Origin of the sequence: Sphaerisporangium sp. NPDC005289 (assembly GCF_040607455.1) — a bacterium.
Classification (GTDB): Bacteria; Actinomycetota; Actinomycetes; order Streptosporangiales; family Streptosporangiaceae; genus Sphaerisporangium; species Sphaerisporangium rhizosphaerae.
In genome coordinates, this window is record NZ_JBEXGS010000011.1 from 143,889 (window position 1) to 162,073 (window position 18,185).

At 72.6% G+C, this 18,185-nt stretch carries 14 protein-coding genes; 9 read left to right on the forward strand and 5 right to left on the reverse strand.

Translation table 11 applies throughout. The features are described 5' to 3' along the window. Positions 1-167: 167 nt before the first annotated feature. A complete protein-coding gene (locus ABZT47_RS20745; RefSeq protein ID WP_354844244.1) occupies positions 168-2,171 on the reverse strand; it encodes an FHA domain-containing protein in 2,004 nt (667 codons plus the stop codon). A gap of 301 nt (positions 2,172-2,472) precedes the next feature. Between ABZT47_RS20745 and ABZT47_RS20750 the strand changes: the two genes are divergently transcribed. After that, positions 2,473-3,303 (forward strand): alpha/beta hydrolase, encoded by an 831-nt coding sequence (locus ABZT47_RS20750; protein ID WP_354844247.1) that lies wholly within the window; start codon positions 2,473-2,475, stop codon positions 3,301-3,303. Positions 3,304-3,328: 25 nt separating this feature from the next. On the opposite strand, the gene ABZT47_RS20755 is transcribed toward ABZT47_RS20750, so the two are convergent. After that, positions 3,329-4,066 carry an SDR family NAD(P)-dependent oxidoreductase gene (locus ABZT47_RS20755; RefSeq protein ID WP_354844249.1) on the reverse strand — a complete coding sequence of 246 codons (738 nt, stop codon included), beginning with the start codon at positions 4,064-4,066 and terminating at the stop codon, positions 3,329-3,331. Between the two features lie 290 nt (positions 4,067-4,356). Here ABZT47_RS20755 and ABZT47_RS20760 point away from each other — a divergent pair, with 290 nt between their 5' ends. Together ABZT47_RS20760 and ABZT47_RS20765 are read left to right on the forward strand one after the other, a co-directional pair. Beyond that, positions 4,357-4,884 carry a sigma-70 family RNA polymerase sigma factor gene (locus tag ABZT47_RS20760; RefSeq protein ID WP_354844252.1) on the forward strand — a complete coding sequence of 176 codons (528 nt, stop codon included), beginning with the start codon at positions 4,357-4,359 and terminating at the stop codon, positions 4,882-4,884. Further along, positions 4,881-6,107: a CU044_5270 family protein gene (locus ABZT47_RS20765; protein ID WP_354844255.1), complete on the forward strand. Its 1,227-nt coding sequence runs from the start codon at positions 4,881-4,883 to the stop codon at positions 6,105-6,107. Before ABZT47_RS20760 ends, ABZT47_RS20765 begins: the two co-directional genes overlap by 4 nt. Before the next feature lie 166 nt (positions 6,108-6,273). Here the strand turns inward: ABZT47_RS20765 and ABZT47_RS20770 are convergent, their stop codons facing one another. Together ABZT47_RS20770 and ABZT47_RS20775 are read right to left on the reverse strand one after the other, a co-directional pair. Beyond that, positions 6,274-7,668, reverse strand: coding sequence for a glycoside hydrolase family 6 protein (locus tag ABZT47_RS20770; protein WP_354844257.1), 1,395 nt, complete (start codon positions 7,666-7,668; stop codon positions 6,274-6,276). A 301-nt stretch (positions 7,669-7,969) separates the two neighbouring features. Continuing rightward, positions 7,970-8,455, reverse strand: a complete 486-nt coding sequence (locus tag ABZT47_RS20775) for an MSMEG_6728 family protein (RefSeq protein ID WP_354844260.1) — start codon at positions 8,453-8,455, stop codon at positions 7,970-7,972. A gap of 310 nt (positions 8,456-8,765) precedes the next feature. Between ABZT47_RS20775 and ABZT47_RS20780 the strand changes: the two genes are divergently transcribed. Then, complete coding sequence (locus ABZT47_RS20780; protein WP_354844263.1) at positions 8,766-10,229, forward strand: multicopper oxidase domain-containing protein; 1,464 nt, start codon at positions 8,766-8,768, stop codon at positions 10,227-10,229. Here ABZT47_RS20780 and ABZT47_RS20785 read toward each other — a convergent pair. After that, positions 10,219-11,457: an MFS transporter gene (locus ABZT47_RS20785; protein WP_354844627.1), complete on the reverse strand. Its 1,239-nt coding sequence runs from the start codon at positions 11,455-11,457 to the stop codon at positions 10,219-10,221. The two genes, ABZT47_RS20780 and ABZT47_RS20785, sit on opposite strands and share 11 nt — an antisense overlap. 167 nt (positions 11,458-11,624) lie before the next feature. On the opposite strand from ABZT47_RS20785, the gene ABZT47_RS20790 reads away from it, so the two are divergent. From ABZT47_RS20790 to ABZT47_RS20810, 5 genes are all read left to right on the forward strand, one after another. Beyond that, positions 11,625-13,235 (forward strand): ATP-binding cassette domain-containing protein, encoded by a 1,611-nt coding sequence (locus ABZT47_RS20790; RefSeq protein ID WP_354844629.1) that lies wholly within the window; start codon positions 11,625-11,627, stop codon positions 13,233-13,235. A gap of 184 nt (positions 13,236-13,419) precedes the next feature. After that, the gene (locus ABZT47_RS20795) at positions 13,420-14,244 is read left to right on the forward strand and encodes an FxLYD domain-containing protein (RefSeq protein ID WP_354844266.1); all 825 of its coding nucleotides are present in this window, start codon (positions 13,420-13,422) and stop codon (positions 14,242-14,244) included. 86 nt (positions 14,245-14,330) lie between these two features. Beyond that, the gene (locus ABZT47_RS20800) at positions 14,331-15,434 is read left to right on the forward strand and encodes a saccharopine dehydrogenase NADP-binding domain-containing protein (protein ID WP_354844268.1); all 1,104 of its coding nucleotides are present in this window, start codon (positions 14,331-14,333) and stop codon (positions 15,432-15,434) included. Positions 15,435-15,724: 290 nt separating this feature from the next. Further along, a complete protein-coding gene (locus tag ABZT47_RS20805) occupies positions 15,725-17,395 on the forward strand; it encodes a sigma-70 family RNA polymerase sigma factor (RefSeq protein ID WP_354844271.1) in 1,671 nt (556 codons plus the stop codon). Further along, on the forward strand, positions 17,379-18,041 hold the full coding sequence (locus ABZT47_RS20810; RefSeq protein WP_354844274.1) for a hypothetical protein: 663 nt from the start codon (positions 17,379-17,381) through the stop codon (positions 18,039-18,041). Before ABZT47_RS20805 ends, ABZT47_RS20810 begins: the two co-directional genes overlap by 17 nt. Positions 18,042-18,185: the final 144 nt, after the last annotated feature.

Here is an 18,185-nt window from a genome sequence, read left to right on the forward strand (position 1 = left end):
TCCCTGGATGACCACACGCCCGAATGAGCCTAATCGGACGCTCACCCCAAGACGCGACCAGGGTGACGTCAACCCTGCTACCCGGCATTCCCCCCTAAGTATCCCAAAGGGAAATCGCGGCAGGACGCTCACCGGGAGACGGGCGGTCGGATGCCCCGGTCGGAGGGTCAGCCGGGGGTGACCGAGTCGGTCGGTCCCCGCGAGATCAGCCTGGTGTGCTCGGGAAGCTCCTCGGCGCGCGCCGAGCCTGCCACCGAGCCGGCCACCGGGGCCGCCACCGAGCCCGCCACCGGGGCCGGTTCCGGCTGGGGGGCGGTGGGCGGGTCCTGGTCGAAGATGTCGATGTCGACCTCCTCGCCGCCGACGATCAGCGTCTCCCAGGGGCCGCTGACCAGCAGCGTGTGCAAGGTCTCGTCCTTGAGCCCTTCCAGGTGGGCGCGCAGGGTCTCGTCGTCGGGCATGCCGGGGATGCGCGGCGCCAGGCGGCTCCTGATCTGCCGCAGCCGCTCCATGAGCGCCTCGATGTCGGCGTCCCGGTCCGGACCGGCGCTCCCCTCTTCGATGCCCTCGACGATCTTGTCCTTGATCGCGCAGGTGACCCCGTTCTCGTCGGTGGTCACCATCGCCTTCCAGGCGCGGCTCTTGTGCCGGTACTGGAGCATCGACATCGCCGCTTCGTGGCGCAGGAAATCGGCGTCGCGGAAGGGACGTCCGCGCCACGCCCGGTCCAGCGCGCGGGCCAGCGAGATGGCCGACGCCAGCCCGCTGTTCAGCCCGCGCCCCGGCCAGAAGTGGATGGCGTTGGCGGCGTCCCCGAGCAGGAAGCCGTAGGTCCCCGGGGTGCTGGACGTCGCGGAGTACAGCTGCGCGGTGAACCTCGGTCGTTGCACCATGTCCAGCCGGAACGCCGTGACGGCCCGCAGGTTCTCCTCGGCGACACCGAAGAGCGCGAGCCCCTCCATCACCCGCTTCCACAGCGCCGAGCTCCTGATCAGCGCCGGCAGGAACAGGGTGCTGTGGGTCGAGCAGAGGTACTCGCCCTGGTCTGTCCGTCCCATCAGGCACGGGCGGGAGGCGATGCACTCGGTGAACACGTGCCGCACGGGGTCGATGCCGACGACCTCCTTGGCCTCCTCGTCGGTGAGGCGCATGTTGAGGAAGCCCTCGCCGCGCAGCGCGTTCAGCAGGAAGCGGTTCTGCGCCACGGTCAGCAGAACGGTCATCGGGTCCGACAGGTCGGACTTCACCCGTAAGCCGAGGACGACGTCCTGGATATGGGTGCCCTCCAGCGAGTAAATGGATTTGTCGGCGTTGCCGAACTTGTTGGTGAAGAAGTCGCGCGTTCCCGAGCGCCCGCCCTCGCAGATGGCCAGAACGTGGTCCTTGACGACGGTCTCATGGTGCTCGGTGGGATAGAAGTTGGCGGGCACCAGCCGGATGCGGTCGGGTTTGTCGTTCGCCATATCGAGCAGCGTGTCCTCGATATAGGCGATGCGGATGTTGCGCGGCCCGTATCCGCGAATGGAGTCCGGGCCGGTCGGCCACATTTCGGTGTACGCGCCCTCGGTGAACAGCCGTTCCTGGACGGGTTCCGGCAGGTTCAGATATTGCCGGCTCTGCACGGTCACGACCTGCTGCCGCCGGATGTTCCCCTGTTTCTCGCTCTTCCACACGACGCGGGGGCCGTCCTGCGTCCAGCGCCCGTCGTAGACGGTGACCGACACGCGCCGGCCCATGAGGTGGTCCAGGAGCAGGGCGAAACCGAGTCCCACGGGCCCGCCGCCCGAGATCGTGACGTTCAGCACGGGGCCAGGGTCGATGCGCGCCCGCGATCGGGCGAACGCCTCCGGCAGCGGGGCGTCCATGATCGTCTCCATGTCGCCGGCCGCCTCGAAGGAGAAGGTCTCGTCGCCGATGGTGATCACGTCGCCGGGGTGGAGCACCTGGGAGGTGACGGGAGTGCCGTTGACCATGGTTCCGTTGCGGCTGCCGCGGTCCTTGACGACGTATTCGCCGTTCTCCCGCAGGACCTGCGCGTGGTGACGCGAAGCCCGGCCGCTGGCGATCACCACGCTGTTGTCGTCTTTGCGGCCGAAGGTGATCGGGGTGTCGCCGATCACGAATCGCTGACCGGCGAGAGGACCTTCACGCCCGACGATCGCAGCTGGCATGGGTCGCACCACTTTCCATAGGTCAGAGAACTGATGCGATCGATACGAACATCGGTCGCAGAAGCGCTGTGCACTACTCCGTGTGCCGGTCGACCAGGTACACCACGAGATTTCTCTATGGAAATCCTCGGGCGACTCCCTATCGTGCCACGCCAGGCTTCCGTAGGAAACGGTCCATAGCGGGCTACCTGCCAGGTAATCGACGGGCGTCCCGCCGGGCCGCCATGCTTCCCTCATCGGCCGCCGGATGGATCGGGAGGCCGCGTCGAACGCACGGCCGGCAGGCCGGAAGGAGACCACGATGCCGTTCTTCGAGACCGCCGACCGCACCCGTCTGGCGTATGAGGACTACGGCACCGGAGCCCCCATCGTGTTCGCGGCGAGCTGGGCGCTGGACGCCGACATGTGGGAGTACCAGGTGCCGTTCTTCGTCGAGCGGGGATACCGGTGCGTCCTGCTGGACCGGCGCGGGCACGGCCGCTCCGACCGGCCCTCGGGCGGGTACGACCTGGACACCCTCGCCGACGACCTCGCCGCGCTCATCGAGTACCTCGACCTGCGCGAGGTGACGCTCGTGGGCCATTCGACCGGCGGCGCGGAGGTCGCCCGCTATCTGGCCCGCCACGGCGAGGAGCGGGTGGCGAGGGTCGCGTTCGTCTCGGCCGTCCTGCCGTTCCTGATGCGGACCGAGGACAATCCCGAGGGCGCTCCCGAGGAGCTGTCCGAGGCGGCGGTCGGGCAGTTCCTCACCGACCGGCCCAAGTGGTTCCACGACCGGGCCCAGGGGTTCTTCGCCACCCACCTCGGCAACGACGTCTCCCCGGCCCTGGTCGGCCTCGGCGTCCAGCGCTGTCTGGCCACCTCCCCGATGGCGACCGTGCAGATCTGGCGCGCGAGCTTCCGCGCCGACCACCGGGCGGCGCTGCGGGCGATCACCGTGCCGGCGCTGGTGGTGCACGGTGCCGCCGACCAGTCGGCGCGGGTGGAGGTGACCGGACGCCGCACCGCCGCGCTGGTGCCGGGCTGCGCCTACAAGGAGTACCCCACGGGCGGCCACGGCATCTTCGTCACCCACAAGGACCGGCTCAACGCCGACCTGCTGGACTTCATCAAGGGCGAGACCGGTTCCTGAGGCGGGGTGGCGCGCCCCGCGGCGGTCACACCGTCTGGTCGGTGGGGCGGACCAGGATCTCGTTGACGGCCACGTGGTCGGGCTGGGCCAGGGCGTACAGCACCGCGCCCGCCACGTCCTCGGGCCGCAGCGTGCGCATGGAGTCCGCCATTCGCCGTGCCATGGCCCGCATCGCGGGGTCGCTGATGTGGCTGGTCAGCTCGGTGGCGACGAAACCCGGCTCGACCACGACCACGCGCACCCCCTCGCCGGTGACCTCCTGGCGCAACGCCTCGGAGAAGGCGTTCACGCCGAACTTGGTCGCCGAGTAGACGCCCCCGCCGGCGGAGGCCACCCGGCCCGACGTCGAGGAGATCTGCACGACGGTGCCCTTGCTGCGCAGCAGGTGAGGCAGCGCGGCGTGCGTGGTGAACATCGTGCCGAGCAGGTTGGTGCGCACCATCGTGGTCCACTCGGAGGTGTCGGCGCCGGCGATCGGGCCGCTCAGCATGACCCCGGCGTTGTTCACCAGCCCGTCGAGCGCGCCGTAGTGCTCGACGGCCGCCGCCACCGCCGCGCGGCAGGAGGCCTCGTCGGCGACGTCCAGGTCGAGCGTCAGCACCTCGCCGGGCGCGCGTCCGGCGAGGTCGGCCAGCCGATCGGCCCGCCGCGCGCCCACCGCCAGCCGGGCGCCCGCCTTGGACAGCGCCAGCGAGGTCGCCTCGCCGATGCCCGACGAGGCCCCCGTGACCAGGACGACCTTCCCATGAAGCGAATCACTCATCGCTGTTTCCCTCCCCCTCTTGTGGATGACGCCGGTGCGGCGCGGGCGCGACGGGTGGCCTCGGCCTCGTTCCCGCCGGCCGGACCGCGCGATTTCCGGCGTCTTCCACACTGACGGCCGCGGCCGGGCGGATCCATGTCGTCCGTATCCAGGGACAAGTCATCCCTGGCACGGGGCGGCGGTTGGTAGCGTCGGGAGACTTCGGGGGATTTGAGGTTTTTTGTAACACTCGGCGGGCTCGGCCCACTACCTCGTGTCGGAACGAACACCCGGGACGAAGGGGGCGGGCGGTGACGGATGACGCCCAGCGGTTCACCACCATGTACGACCAGTGCCGCCAGCGCGTATGGGCCTACGTGGTCGGCCAGGCAGGCCGGCAGGTCGCGGACGAGGTGGTGAGCGAGACCTTCGCCATCGCCTGGCGCAGGTTCGGCGACATGCCGGAACCCGCGCTGCCGTGGCTGCTGGTCGTCGCCCGCAACGTGCTGCGCGACAACATCCGCGCCGAGATCAGGCGCGAGTCGCTCGCCGCCGAGCTGCGCGCCTGGACCGAGGAGGACCCCGCCGAGCAGGTGACCGAGCGGCTGGCCGTCCTGAAGGCGATGACCTCCCTGACCGAGGAGGATCGCGAGCTGCTGATCCTCGTGGCGTGGCACGGCCTGACCCCGCGCGACGCGGCGCGGGTCGTCGGATGCTCGCAGGCGACCTACCGCGTGCGGCTGCACCGGGCCCGCAAGCGGCTGGCCCAGGCGATGAGGACGGCGCCGGCGCCCCACCGTCCCACCCGGGTGCGCAATCTCAGTGAGGAGTGGTCATGAACCCGATGGATCAGCTGCGGGCGGCGCGCCCGGCGCACCTCGACGACGCGCCGGTGGACGCGCGCACCCGGGCCGCCGAGCTCTCCGCCGCCATGGCGGGGCCCGCGCCGCGGCGTGCGGCCGGCCGGACGCGCCGGGGACGTGACGGCAGACCGGCGTGGGTCCTGGGCGGTCTGGCCGCCGCGGCCGCCGCCGCGGCCGCTGCCGCGGCCGTCGCCGTCGCCGTGGCGGGCGCCGCCGGCTCCGCGCCGGCGCCGAGCCTCGCCCTGCCCGCTCCCTCGACCTCGACCGGCGGGCCGGTCGTCCGGCTGTCGGCCGAGCAGGTGCTGCTCGCCGCGGCCGAGTCGTCGCTGAAGGCCCCGGCCACGACCGGGGCGTACTGGTACGTCGAGTCCCAGGGCGGCAGCGCCTACGAGGCCGGCGACGCCGTCCGGTACATCGTGCACAGCACCAGCCGGGACCGCACGTGGACGGCACGCTCGCCGCGGGGCACGAGCTGGTGGGTCAGCCAGGACCTCGGCACCCGGCCCGCGCCGGGCGCGGAGGAGGCGTGGAAACGGGACGGCTCGCCGGGCAGGTGGACGGTCGAGCCGCCCGTCCCCAAGAAGGGCGACAGGCCCGCCTCCAAGCGCCTTGAGCTCGACAGCGAGCCGGGCAGGCCGTTCGGCAACCCCATCAACGTCGGGGACAAGGTCGCCGACCTGGCCGGCCGCAACGTGTCGGTGGCCGAACTGCAGGCACTGCCCACGACCGCGGACGCGCTGAAGCGGCGCCTGCTCCAGGGCTACGCCGGTCACGGCACCGAGTCCGGGGACAAGATGGACGCCGACTCCTGGCTCTACCAGGTCACCTCCGGCCTGCTCAGCGACATGCCGGTGAAGCCCGCCGTGCGGGCGGCGGCGTACAAGATGCTCGCCGGGCTGGGCGGCGTCCGGTCGCTGGGCGAGGTCACCGACGCGCTGGGCCGCGAGGGCCAGGGCATCGCGCGGGCCGAGAGCTGGTCGGGCGGCGACTTCGAGCGGCAGATCATCATCGACCCCGCGACGGGGGTCCTGCTGACCGACCAGATCGTCGCCGTCCACCCCGGCGGCGCCTACGCCTGGGCCGAGCCCGGCACCGCCACCTGGTGGCACGCCATCACCAAGGCCGGATGGACCGACGACAAGCCGGTGAAGCCGGACCACTACGACACCCCCGGCCCGGCCCGGCCCAGCGCCTCCTGACGGGGGCTCGCGGAAGGGCGGTCCGCCTGGCGTACGTAGGTGCCGCCCGATTCTCCCGCGGACGGGGTCCCGGGCCCGCCCGGCCCAGGACGTGACCGAGCCTCTGCGCGGCGGGCGGTGCGCAGAGGCTCGGCGGTTCACGGGACGGGCCGGGGCCCGCCCGGGTTCAGGAGGCGGTGCAGGTCAGGGAAGGCGTACCCGAGGCGTTGCCGTTGGCCAGGAAGCCGAAGTTGGTGTTCCCGCCGGCCCCCAGACTGCCGTTGTAGCTCGCGTTGGTGACGCTGACGTTGGCGCCGCTCGCCGACAGGGTGCCGTTCCAGACCTGCGTGATCGACTGGCCGCCGGAGAAGGTCCACTGGACCCGCCAGCCGCTGATGGAGGCGCTGCCCGCCGTCACCGTCACCTCACCCTGGAAGCCGCCCGACCAGCTGTTGGTCAGCTTGTAGGCCGCCGAGCATCCCCCGGGCTGCGGGGTGGGAGTCGGGGTCGGGGTGGGCGTGGGAGTCGGGGTCGGCGTCGGCGTGGGGGTCGGCGTCGGAGTCGGAGTGGGCGTGGGAGTGGGAGTCCGCGTCGGGGTCGGCGTCGGGGTGTTGGTGGGCGGCGGCGCGGCGATGGCCAGGTCGTAGGCCCGCTGCGGCACGAACTGCCCCGCGGGGGCGATGCAGCCGTCCGACTCGCCCGGCGGCTTGGTCCACAGATAGGCGTCGATCGCGGAGTCGCCGGTGTTGGTCGTGCTCCAGGTGCCGGTGGCACGCCCGCCCGGGTCGCACCACTCGCTGCCCGCCGGCCCGTTGCCGTTGCGGCTGGTGTCGATGACGGCCTTCAGCCCCGAGACGCCGGTCGCCGAGATGATGTTCTTGGCGTAGGACACCAGGCCCGAGGTCGCCCGGTAGTTGGAGGTGTTGAGGGCGATGCCGTTGGCGCTGTTGGCGACGTCGGCGCCCCTCAGCCGGTTGGCGGCCTCGGAGGGCGACAGCCACGCGTCGTGGCCGATGTCGAAGTACACCTTGACCTGCGAGGAGGTGGCCCTGAACTTCTTGCCGGCGTAGGCCATGGACGCCTGGACCTCGGCCTGCTGCGAGGAGTTCATGCAGTTGGGCATGATCGCCAGGGCGTCGGGCTCCAGGATGATCGTCGCCGGGCGCCCGCCGAGGCCGGCCGCTACCTGGTCGATCCAGGCCCGGTAGGAGGAGTGGTCGGGCGCGCCGCCCGCGCTGGCGCCGCCGCAGTCGCGGTTCGGCATCTCGTACACGACCACGATCGGGATCTTGCCCGCCGAGGCGGCGGCGCCGACGTAGGCGTCGACCTGGCTCCGCACGGTGCTGGGGTTGTAGCTGGCGAACCAGCGGCCCTGCGGGACGGCGGCGATGCGGTCCCTGATCACCGCGGTCTTGCTGTCATTGGGATTGGCGGCCACCCATTTGGCGGCGTTGGTCTGCGGGTCGACGTAGAAGGCGGAGTCGGCGGCCTGGGCGGGGGGTGAGGCGAGGACGACCGCCCCGGCCGCGACCGTGGTGGCCGCGCCCAGGACGGTCGTCCACAGGGGCTTTCTGCGAGCCATGCGATAACTCCCGTCTAAGGTGGGAGCGCTCCCACCGCTTTGTCCGGATGGTAGGTAGCCGCGTGCCCCTCCCAGAAGGCCCCATATGGCACGGGCGGCCTCCCGCCCCCATAGCCGCAGGAAGAACGCCTCCAGAGCCGGTGGAGGAGTTGAAACTTTCAGCACAACCGCCCTGCGCGGGCGGTGATGGGCGGGTCACATCCGGCTCCGTTCGCGCCAGGTCACTCCGGCGGAGACCAGGTCACTCCGGCGGAGACCAGGTCACTCCGGCGGAGACCAGGTCACTCCGGCGGAAGCAAGGTCATTCCGGCGGAAGGCAGGCCGGGAGCCGGTCGGAGGCGGGCCAGACATAAGGGAGGTCGTCGGGCTCGTCGCCGAAGATCGGCCGGTAGAACTCCGGGGCCTTGCGCAGCAGCGCCGAGCGGTGACTCAGGTGCAGGGCGCGGTCCCCCAGCCACGGCGGCAGCTCGTCGGCCCCGCCCAGCAGCGACTGCGGCCGGGGCGCGGCGACGGCGCAGTGCTCGGCCAGCTCACGGGTCATCGTGCCCAGGCAGGTGTCGGCCCGGCCCAGGGAGCACCACTCATGGCACACGGCGACGCCGTAGGCGACCAGGGCCTCCTCATAGCCGGCCCACATGCGCACGACGGGGTGGTGGCGCCAGCCGTACCCGCGCACGGTGAGCGCGCGCAGCACCTGGAGCGCCTCGACCCGCTGCTTGCCGAGCCGGCGCGGGTCCAGCACCCGCGCCGTGGCGGTGAAGTCGGGATAGGGAAGGAAGGTCTGCATCGCCGCCCTCCGGGCGTTCCGGCGAAGCCCGTTCTCCGTCCTGCGAAGCCCGTGCGCGGCCGTCGTTCTCCGTCCTGTGAAGCCGTGCGCGGCCGCCGTTCTCCATCCTACGAAGCCCGCCCCGGCGGGCCGTCGCCGCGTTCCCCGGCTTCACCGCCGGGTTGACGTTCCGTCGGACCGCCAGGGCGAGCAATTTGGAGGAAGCACGCCAATAGCCGCGGATGGCACGTTCTTGGTGGGCGAGTGTCTCGCCAGGGGGATGCGGCGGTTCGCAGGGGGCCGCCCCGGACGCGCAGCGATTGGGGAACCGATGCTGAACCGACGACGATTGATCGCGGCCGGTGCCACGACCGTGGGCGGGGCGATGCTGCTCCCGTTCACCGGCCTGACCGGGGCGGGCGCGAACGACGTCAAGGCGCCCGCCGCCAAGGCGCGCCGCTTCGGCGCCCGGGGGACCGCCAAGGCCCTCACCCCGTCCGTCAGCCCGTTCTCGGTGCGGATGCCGGTGCCGCAGGTGCTCCAGCCGGCGCAGTCGACCAGCTCCGCCGACGTCTACAAGGTGGTCATCAAGCCCGCCGTGGCCGAGATCCTTCCCGGGGTGCAGACCCCGGTGCTCACCTACGGCGGCCAGTTCGTCGGCCCGACCATCCGCGCCAAGACGGGACGCCCCGTCAAGATCGTGTACGGCAACCGGCTGGACGCGCCCGCGAACGTGCACCTGCACGGCGGCCACGTGCCCGCGACCAGCGACGGCCACCCGATGGACCTCATCCAGCCCGGCGAGGCGCGGTTGTACGACTATCCCAACACCCAGCAGGGCGCGACGCTGTGGTACCACGACCACAGCCACGGCACGGAGGCCGAGCACGTCTTCCGCGGGCTGCACGGGTTCTACCTGATCGAGGACGAGGCCGAGCGGTCGCTGCGCCTGCCCTCCGGCGCCTACGACGTGCCGATCATGCTGCGCGACGTCGAGTTCGAGCAGAACGGCGAGCTGCTCTTCTTCGACGACCCGGCCAACCGCACCACCATCCTCGCCAACGGCGCGATCCAGCCGTACTTCCCCGTCGCCGCGCGTAAGTACCGGTTCCGGCTGCTCAACGCCTCCAACGAGCACGTCTTCCAGCTCAACCTGGGCGGCCGCGAGATGGTGAAGATCGCCTCGGACGGCGGCCTGCTGCCCGCTCCGGTGCCGCTGACCGAGCTGGTGCTCGCCTCGGCCGAGCGCGCCGAGATCGTGATCGACTTCGCGCGCTACCCGGTCGGCTCGCAGCTCGTGCTGTCCAACGGCTCCACGCCGGTGGTGCGCTTCGACGTGACCCGGACGGCGACCGACGACAGCCGCCTGCCCGGCACGCTGCGCCCGCTGCCCGCCCTGCCCGCGGCGACGGTCGTGCGGGACGTGGCGATGAGCTTCGACCTGACCGGGACCGACCCCATCGGCATGGTCAACAACCAGCCTTTCGACCCCAACCGCGTCGACTTCCAGATCAAGCGGGGCTCCACCGAGATCTGGCGGGTCAGCAACGCCGACACCATCGGCGTCGACCACACCTTCCACATGCACCTGGTGCAGTTCCGGGTGCTCGACCGCAACGGGGCGGCGCCGCTGCCGCAGGACGCCGGGCTGAAGGACACGGTGCACCTGCCCGCGAACGGGTCGGTGCGCGTCCAGGCGACCTTCTCCGACTACGTCGGGCGGTACGTGTACCACTGCCACTACCTGGAGCACTCCTCGATCGGGATGATGGCACAGATGGAGATCATTCCTTAGCGGGGCGCCGGCCGCCCAGCCACAGGCCCAGGGCGATGAGCACGTAGACCACGGCCGCCAGGGCGAACAGCGGGCCGGGGCCGAGCCAGGTGGACCCCAGGCCGTACAGGGCGTACACCGGCGTGGTCACCAGATCGGCGCCGAGGCCCGCGATCGAGGTCACCGTCGCCCTGGACCGGTCGGTGAGGTGTCCCTGCAGGCGGGTCTCGGCGGCGGTCATGCTCCACTGGAAGACCCCGTAGGCGGCGGCGACGAGCACCATGCCGGCGGGACGGCCGCTGAGGGCGCCGGCCGCCAGTGCGACGGCGGCGACGGCCAGCGCCGGCGCCGCCCAGCGCGTGCCGCGCCCCGCGAACCACCCGCCGAGCGCGGTCGCCGCCGTGACCAGCAGCACCAGCAGCGGCACGGCGGCGTCGCCGACGCCGGTCGCCCCGGCCAGCAGCGGGAGGTACTCGTCGAGCGAGTACACGCCCATGAGCACCACGACGAGCACCATGGCGCTCCTCACCTGAGGCGTGTGGCGCACCTCGGCGAGGCCGGCGCGCAGCACCGCGCGAAGGCCCTCCTCGTGCCCGGACCTGGCGCCGGACCCGTCCTCGGACGGTCCGCTCGGCTCGACCGCGGAATCCGCGCCGGGCTCGGCCGCGGGTATGGCCCCGGGCTCGTCCGCGGCGGGGGAGGAGCCCGGGCCCGGTGCGGCGCGGGACTCGGGGAAGCGGCGCACGACGAGCGCGCCGAGGAGGAGGGCCGCCACGCTGGCGACGCCCACCGCGAGGTAGCCGCCCGCGGCCATCACCGGCGTCGCCAGGCCGGTCGCCGCCATGACGGCGATCATGCTGATCGCCTCGGCGCGGCCGGTCAGCCGCGCGTACGAGCCTGCCCGGCCCAGGGCGGCCAGTTCCTCGTACGCCAGCGCCTGCAGCGTGCCCGACCTGATCGCCCCGCCGGCGCCCCACAGCACGAAGCCGAGCGCGAAGGAGCCGTAGGACGGGAAGAACGTCCACGCGGCGTAGCCGGCGGCGGTGACGAGCGGGGCCAGGGCCAGCAGCCGCCTGCGGGAGTAGGCGTCGGCCCACACTCCGGACGGCACCTCGACCAGGATCGAGGTGAGCGCCCACACCACGAACAGCGAGGAGATCTCGGCCGTGGACAGCCCGGTGTCCGCGAACAGCAGGGCGTAAACCGGATAGAGAAGGACGAAATCGCCCAGGAACGCGTAGGCGTACAGCGTTCCCGCAAGACGGTTCTCAGGTGAGGATCAATGTCGCCACTTCATGATCCGACCATACGCGCGTGCGCGGGCCCGGCGAAAGTGATATTCGGGCGGCGGGAAATGAAGGTGCGCCGGCGGGCCCGCGCTGGATACTCTCCGCGGTGAAGGCTGGGGAGGTCGTCGTGGCGCATGTAGAGGTCGGCCGTCTGACGTACGTGCTGCCGGACGGACGCCCGTTGCTCAACGAGGTGTCCTTCCGCGTCGGCGAGGGGGTCAAGGCGGCCCTGGTCGGGCCGAACGGGGCGGGCAAGACGACGCTGATGCGGCTCATCGCCGGCGATGTGCGGCCGGTCGAGGGCAGCGTCGCCTCCTCCGGCGGCCTCGGCGTCATGCGCCAGTTCATCGGCGGCATCCGCGACGGCCGCACGGTCCAGGATCTGCTGCTGTCGGTGGCCCCCGAGCGCGTGCGCGAGGCCGCGCACCGGCTCAACGAGACCGAGCTGGCCATGATGGAGCGCGACGACGAGAAGACGCAGATGCGCTACGCCCAGGCCATCACCGACTTCACCGACGCCGGCGGGTACGACATCGAGGTCCTGTGGGACACCTGCACGATGGCCGCGCTCGGCGCCCCGTACGACAACGTCAAGTACCGCGAGGTCAACACGCTGTCCGGCGGCGAGCAGAAGCGCCTGGTGCTGGAGGCCCTGCTGCGCGGGCCCGACCAGGTGCTCCTGCTGGACGAGCCGGACAACTACCTCGACGTGCCGGGCAAGCTGTGGCTCGAACAGGCGCTCAGGGAAACGCCCAAGACCGTCCTGCTCGTCTCGCACGACCGCCAGCTCCTGGCCAACGCCGCCGACCGCATCGTCACCGTCGAGTCGGGCAGCGTGTGGATCCACGGCGGGGGCTTCGCCACCTACGCCGCCGCCCGCAAAGAGCGCAACGAGCGCCTGGACGAGCTGCGCCGCCGCTGGGACGAGGAGCACGCCAAGATCAAGCGCCTGGTCGCGATGCTCAAGCAGAAGGCCATGTACAACGACGGCATGGCCCCGGCCTACCACGCGGCCCAGACGCGCCTGCGGCGGTTCGAGGAGGCCGGGCCGCCCGAGGTCGCGCCCAAGGACCAGTTCATCAGCATGCGCCTGCGCGGCGGGCGCACCGGCAAGCGGGCGGTGATCTGCGAAGGGCTTGAGCTGACCGGCCTCATGCGCCCCTTCGACCTGGAGGTCTGGTACGGCGAGCGCGTCGCCGTGCTCGGCTCGAACGGCTCGGGCAAGTCGCACTTCCTGCGCCTGCTCGGCGGCGACGACGTCGGGCACAGCGGTCTCGCCAGGCTGGGCGCGCGGGTCGTCCCTGGGCACTTCGCCCAGACGCACGCCCGGCCCGAGCTGCGCGGGCGCACGCCCTGCGAGATCGTCATGAGCGAGCACGCCAGGCTCAAGAACGAGGCGATGAAGGCGCTGGCGCGCTACGAGCTGGCCGGCGGCGTCGCCGAGCAGCGCTTCGAGACGCTGTCGGGCGGCCAGCAGGCCCGCCTGCAGATCCTGCTGCTGGAGCTGTCGGGCGCGACGCTCCTGCTGCTGGACGAGCCGACCGACAACCTCGACCTGGCGAGCGCGGAGGCGCTGCAGGAAGGGCTCGGCCACTTCGACGGCACGGTGATGGCCGTGACGCACGACCGGTGGTTCGCCGCCGACTTCGACCGCTTCCTGGTCTTCGGCGCCGACGGCCGGGTGTACGAGGCGCCGGAGCCGGTCTGGGACGAGGCCAGGGTGGTCCGCGAGCGCTGAGGCGTGGGCCATCGCGGGTCCACGAACGCTGAGGCGTGGGCCATCGCGGTGTGCGTGCGCTGTGGCGCGGGCCGGGGCGGGCGCGGGCGCTGAGGCGTGGGCGGGGTGGCCGGGTCGTAAAGATTTGGTGCGGCTTGCGCGTGTCGGAGGAGTCGCGCCCGACTGGCCGGGCTATGACGGCCTTGTGACCCAGCGTAGTCGACACACGACAGCACTCGCACTGGCACTCGTCCTGGCGGCGGCCGCGCCGCTCGGCGGGTGCGGCGGCGACGAGCGCGGGCCCGAGGGGCCCCGGCTCAAGCCACTCGTGATCAAGGAGCAGACGTCGTCGGTCACCCAGGGGGCGGGTGGCTATGTGGTGACGTGGGCGGGCGTCGTCGCCAACCCGAACCGCTGGTACTTCGGCGAGAACGTCGCCGCGACGGTGGTGGGCCGCGACGCCGCCGGCAAGGAGGTCGTGCGCATGGAGCAGCCTCTGGACGCCGTGCCGCCGTCGGGGGCGCTGAAGTTCACCGGCCAGGCCACGGCCTCGGCCCGGCCCGTCGACGTCAAGCTCACCTACAAGCCGGCCGTCTGGCGGCGGGCCACGCGCGTGCCGTCGGCGTACGTGCCGTTCCCGATCTCCTCGGCCGGCACCGAGAAGCTCGGCAACGGCTCCTACCTGGTGACCGGCGCGGTCGCCAACCCGTACGCGAAGGCCGCGACCAGCCTGGTGGTGACCGCGCTCCTGCGCGACAGGGCGGGCAAGCTGGTCGGCGGCGCCAGCACGTACGTGGACGACGTGCACGCGGGCGCCCCCCGCCGGTTCGTGCTCACCGTGGACAGCCTCAACGGGGCCGGCGCGGTGGCGAGCACCGACATCACCGCCCGCACGTGGGGGTCGAGCGGCAGGCCCTACGAGGAACTGGCCCTGAGCGGCGCCGTCCCGGCGAGCACCGTCCGTCCGCGGACCCCGCCCTTCACCAGGGATCGCGGATACCAGGCGATGCCGGTCGACCGACGGCCGTGAGCGCCGGGCTGGCGGGACCCGTCCCCGGCGACGGACGCCCGGCCGCACTATGGATCTTGAAATCACCGGCGGGTTACGGTACTTACATGACATCCCCCCGGATAGTCCTTTTCGGCGCCACCGGGTTCACCGGCCGGCTCACGGCCGAGGCCCTGCTCGCCGGTGGCGCCCACCCGGTCCTGGCCGGACGTGACCCGCGGCGCCTGGCGGCACTGGCCTCGTCCTTGCCGGTGGAACTGCCCACAGCGGTCGCCGACGTGAACCGGCCCGCGACGCTGCGGCGCATCATCGAGCCGGGGACGGTGCTGATCTCGACCGTGGGGCCGTTCGCCCGGTGGGGCGAGCCCGCCGTGGAGGCCGCCATCGAGGCGGGCGGCGTCTACCTGGACTCCACGGGAGAGCCGACGTTCATCCGGCGGATCTTCCAGCGGTACGGGCCTGCCGCGGCCGCGTCGGGCGCCACGCTGCTCACGGCCTTCGGGTACGACTACGTGCCGGGCAACCTCGCGGCCGAGCTCGCGTTGCGCAAGGCGGGCCCGGAAGCGGTCCGGGTCGACGTCGGGTACTTCGTCCGCGGCAACATGGCCCGCCGGGCGAGCGCGGGGACGCGGGCCTCGGCCCTCGGCATGGTCCTGGAGCCGATGTACGGCTTCCGTGACGGCCGCATCCTGCGCGAGCACGGGCGCACCCGCCTGTTCACCGTGGACGGCCGGGACAGGCATGCGCTGTCGGTGGGCGCCTCCGAGCACTTCGCCCTGCCTCGCACGCATTCGGGGCTGCGGGAGGTCAACGTCTATCTCGGGTGGCTCGGCGGCCTGACCAGGGCCGCGGGCGTGCTGTCCAAGGCGACGCCGTTCATCGCGGCGATCCCGGGCGCCAAGCGGGTCACCGAGGCCGCCGCCGACCGGATCGTCCGGTCGGGGGGCCACGGCGCGGCGGTCCCGGGCGGCGAGGGGATCACCTCGCAGATCGTCGCCGAGGCCTACGACGTCAGCGGCAGGCGGCTGGCCGAGGTCGAACTGCACGGCGGAGACCCGTACGACTTCACCGCGCGCGTGCTGGCGTGGGCGGCCGTCACCGCGGCCACAGGGGGCGTGGGCGCCTGTGGAGCGGTGGGACCGGCGGAGGCGTTCGGCCTGGACGCCCTCGCCCGCGGCTGCGAAGAGGCGGGGATGCGGGCGGCGACCTGAACGGGCGTGTCCCTGGAATCCCCGACGCGTCTTTTGGCCGTGCCGGAAATCACCCGTCATAAGGTGATGAAAGGGTGTCCGGCGCCGCGGGGTCACCTCGCTGCGGCGAACATCTGCCCAGCTCATCGTCGTGCTGGCCATCTAATGGTGATTCGTCGAATTTGATGCGCATATCATCGGCCAGGAGTCCCGGACAATCTTGCCGGTGTTCATTACGGTATTAATACAAGGCAGGTCATTGTCCGGGAAACGGTGGAGCGAGCAGTTACCAAGCCTTTACTGTCGGTGACATGAATGACAGCGTCCTGGTCGAGGCGCTCCGCGCCCGCGATCCTGGGGCCCTCGCTGCCCTCTACGACACCTACGCCGAGAGCATCTACAGATACGCCCGGACACTGCTCGAAGGCCCCGACAGCGCCCAGGTCGCGCTGCGCGACACGCTGATCGCGGCGGAGGCCCACGTCCACGCCCTGGCCGACCCCGGGCGGCTGCGCGTCTGGCTCTACGCGCTGGCGCGGGGTGAGTGCGTGCGCAGGCGGTCGGCACTGCGGGCGATGGAGGCCGGCGACGAGACCGAGGCCGCGCCGGCGGCTCCCGGCGGCGCGGACGGCGATCTCCGGCTGGTCGCCGTGAACGCCGTCGCCGCCCTGCCCGAGGACGAGCGGGAGGTCCTCGACCTGCTCACCCGGCACGGCATCCCCGAGGACGAGCTCGCCGCCGTGCTCGGCACCACGGCCGAGCACGCAGAGCAGCTCCACCAGTCCGCCTGCCACCGCCTGCAAGATCTCGTCACCACCGAGATCCTCACGCGCAACGCCTCGCCCGACTGCGACGGCAGGGCGCACATCCTGGACGGCTTCACCGGCGAGCTCGACCAGCGGACACGCGAGCTGCTGCTGGAGCACATCGATCACTGCACGGTCTGCGCCCCCCACCGCGAGCGCCAGGTCTCGGCCGCCAAGGTGTTCAACCTGCTGCCCCTCCCCGAGCTGCCCGAGACGCTGCGCGTGCGCGTGATGAGCTGCTTCATCGATCCCGAGCTCGTGCCCTACCGCCGGTTGGTCGCCCGCCGCACCGGCCTGCTCGACCCCGCCGGGTTTCCCGTCCACGAGACCAGAAGGGTTCGGCGGGCGCCTGCGCTGGTTGCGGGCGCTGTGGCGGCGCTGGCGATCGTCGTAGCCGCCGCCGCGCTGGTCGGCGCGGTGCGTGACGCCGAAGGCCCGGCCGTGAGCACCGGCTTCGTCGCTCTCCCCGCTCCGGACGCGTCCTCCTCTGTTTTCGCCTCGCCGGGCGCCTCCACGCGGCCGCACACCTCGCTCACGCCCATCGCCGCAGGCACCTCCTCCGCCCCGCCCGGGCGGTCCGTGGTCCTGCCGGTGGCGCCGGTCATGGCCATCGGGCCCACGGCCGCCGCCTTCTCCCCGCCGCGCGTCTCCTCCCCGGCCTCGCCGACCACGCGCGCCCCCCGGCCGCCGCGGTCGTCCTCGCCCGCCCCGACCGCCCGGCCGCCCGCCCCGACCCCCCGTCCGACCGCCCCGCCGACCGCCACGCCTCCGGGGCAGGGCCCGCCCACCGCCCCGCCTTCGGCGCCCCCCACGCCTCCCCGCCCGCCGCGCGAGCGGCCCCCCGTCCCCCGGCCGTCGCACACCCACCAGAACCACCCCAGGCGCACCCCGTGCCCCCAAAGGACGCGCCCGGCGCCGACCGCCACCCCCACGCCCACCGGCTCGGGCGGGTCGTCCCCCGCACCGACCGGGGGGTCGTCCGCCGCGCCGACCGGCTCGGCGGGGTCGTCCTCCTCCGCGCCCACCGGCTCGAGCGGCTCGTCCTCCTCCGCGTCGGCCGGCTCCAGCGGGTCGTCCTCCTCCGCGCCGGCCGGTTCGGGCCGGTCCGCTCCGGCCGGGCGCACGGTCGTCCGGGCGGCCCGGCCTCAGGGCGCGGGCCGTGTTCACCGTCAATGACGACTCACCCCTGGGTTGCCGGGTCTTCCCGCGGCCCGTCGCGTCCGGCCTGACCGTCCTGGTCCCTCGCGTCCACCGCGCCGACTGGCCGGTCTGGCTGGACCCGGGGCCGCGCATGCTGCGCGACGTGCTCGAACTGTGCCGCCTGCAGACCGCCCGCGGGCTCGCGGTGCTCTCCTGGCTGTCGGACGGCGAACCCCCGGCCGACGTGAGCTGGCTGTGGCCGGGCCGCCGCCTCGCCGGGCCGCGCCAGCAGCTCATGTACGGCGCCGCCTCCGCGGTGCCCGGCCCCGTGCTCGGCCTGGTCGTCGCCAACTGGACCTGGGTGCTGGACACGCGCTTCGCCGGCCAGGTCACCGCCCCCTACCTGGCCGGCACCGCCTATCCCGACGACGGCTACACCGCCGCCCAGGCCACCGTCACACTGATGCGCATCTGGGAGCGGCACGCGGAGGCCAGACCGGCCCTGGGCGCCGCCTGGGCCGTGTGCCGCACGCTCGCCGACTGGTGCAAGGCCGCCGAGCTGGGCGCCGCGTACGGGCGCCCGGCCCCCGTCTTCACCTACCCGTGCGCCCCGCTCCCCCCACCGGCCGGAGTGCGGCCGTGGATCTCCCGCCTACTCCGCCTGGATGGTGACTCAGCGTAGTCGTCGGGGTGTGTGCGCCACCGGCGCGGGGAAAACCCGTGAGATGTGCCACACGACGCCGCGACCGTCGCTCGCCCGGGGAGGGCCCGGGCGCGCCCGCCCGCCGCGGCGGCCGGGGCGCGAACCGGGCCATGTGCCGCGACC

Coding starts and splice junctions, on each gene's coding strand:
- ABZT47_RS20745 (WP_354844244.1), bottom strand. CDS start 2,171: ATGCCAGCTGCGATCGTCGGGCGTGAAGGTCCTCTCGCCGGTCAGCGA.
- ABZT47_RS20750 (WP_354844247.1), top strand. CDS start 2,473: ATGCCGTTCTTCGAGACCGCCGACCGCACCCGTCTGGCGTATGAGGAC.
- ABZT47_RS20755 (WP_354844249.1), bottom strand. CDS start 4,066: ATGAGTGATTCGCTTCATGGGAAGGTCGTCCTGGTCACGGGGGCCTCG.
- ABZT47_RS20765 (WP_354844255.1), top strand. CDS start 4,881: ATGAACCCGATGGATCAGCTGCGGGCGGCGCGCCCGGCGCACCTCGAC.
- ABZT47_RS20770 (WP_354844257.1), bottom strand. CDS start 7,668: ATGGCTCGCAGAAAGCCCCTGTGGACGACCGTCCTGGGCGCGGCCACC.
- ABZT47_RS20775 (WP_354844260.1), bottom strand. CDS start 8,455: ATGCAGACCTTCCTTCCCTATCCCGACTTCACCGCCACGGCGCGGGTG.
- ABZT47_RS20780 (WP_354844263.1), top strand. CDS start 8,766: ATGCTGAACCGACGACGATTGATCGCGGCCGGTGCCACGACCGTGGGC.
- ABZT47_RS20800 (WP_354844268.1), top strand. CDS start 14,331: ATGACATCCCCCCGGATAGTCCTTTTCGGCGCCACCGGGTTCACCGGC.
- ABZT47_RS20805 (WP_354844271.1), top strand. CDS start 15,725: ATGAATGACAGCGTCCTGGTCGAGGCGCTCCGCGCCCGCGATCCTGGG.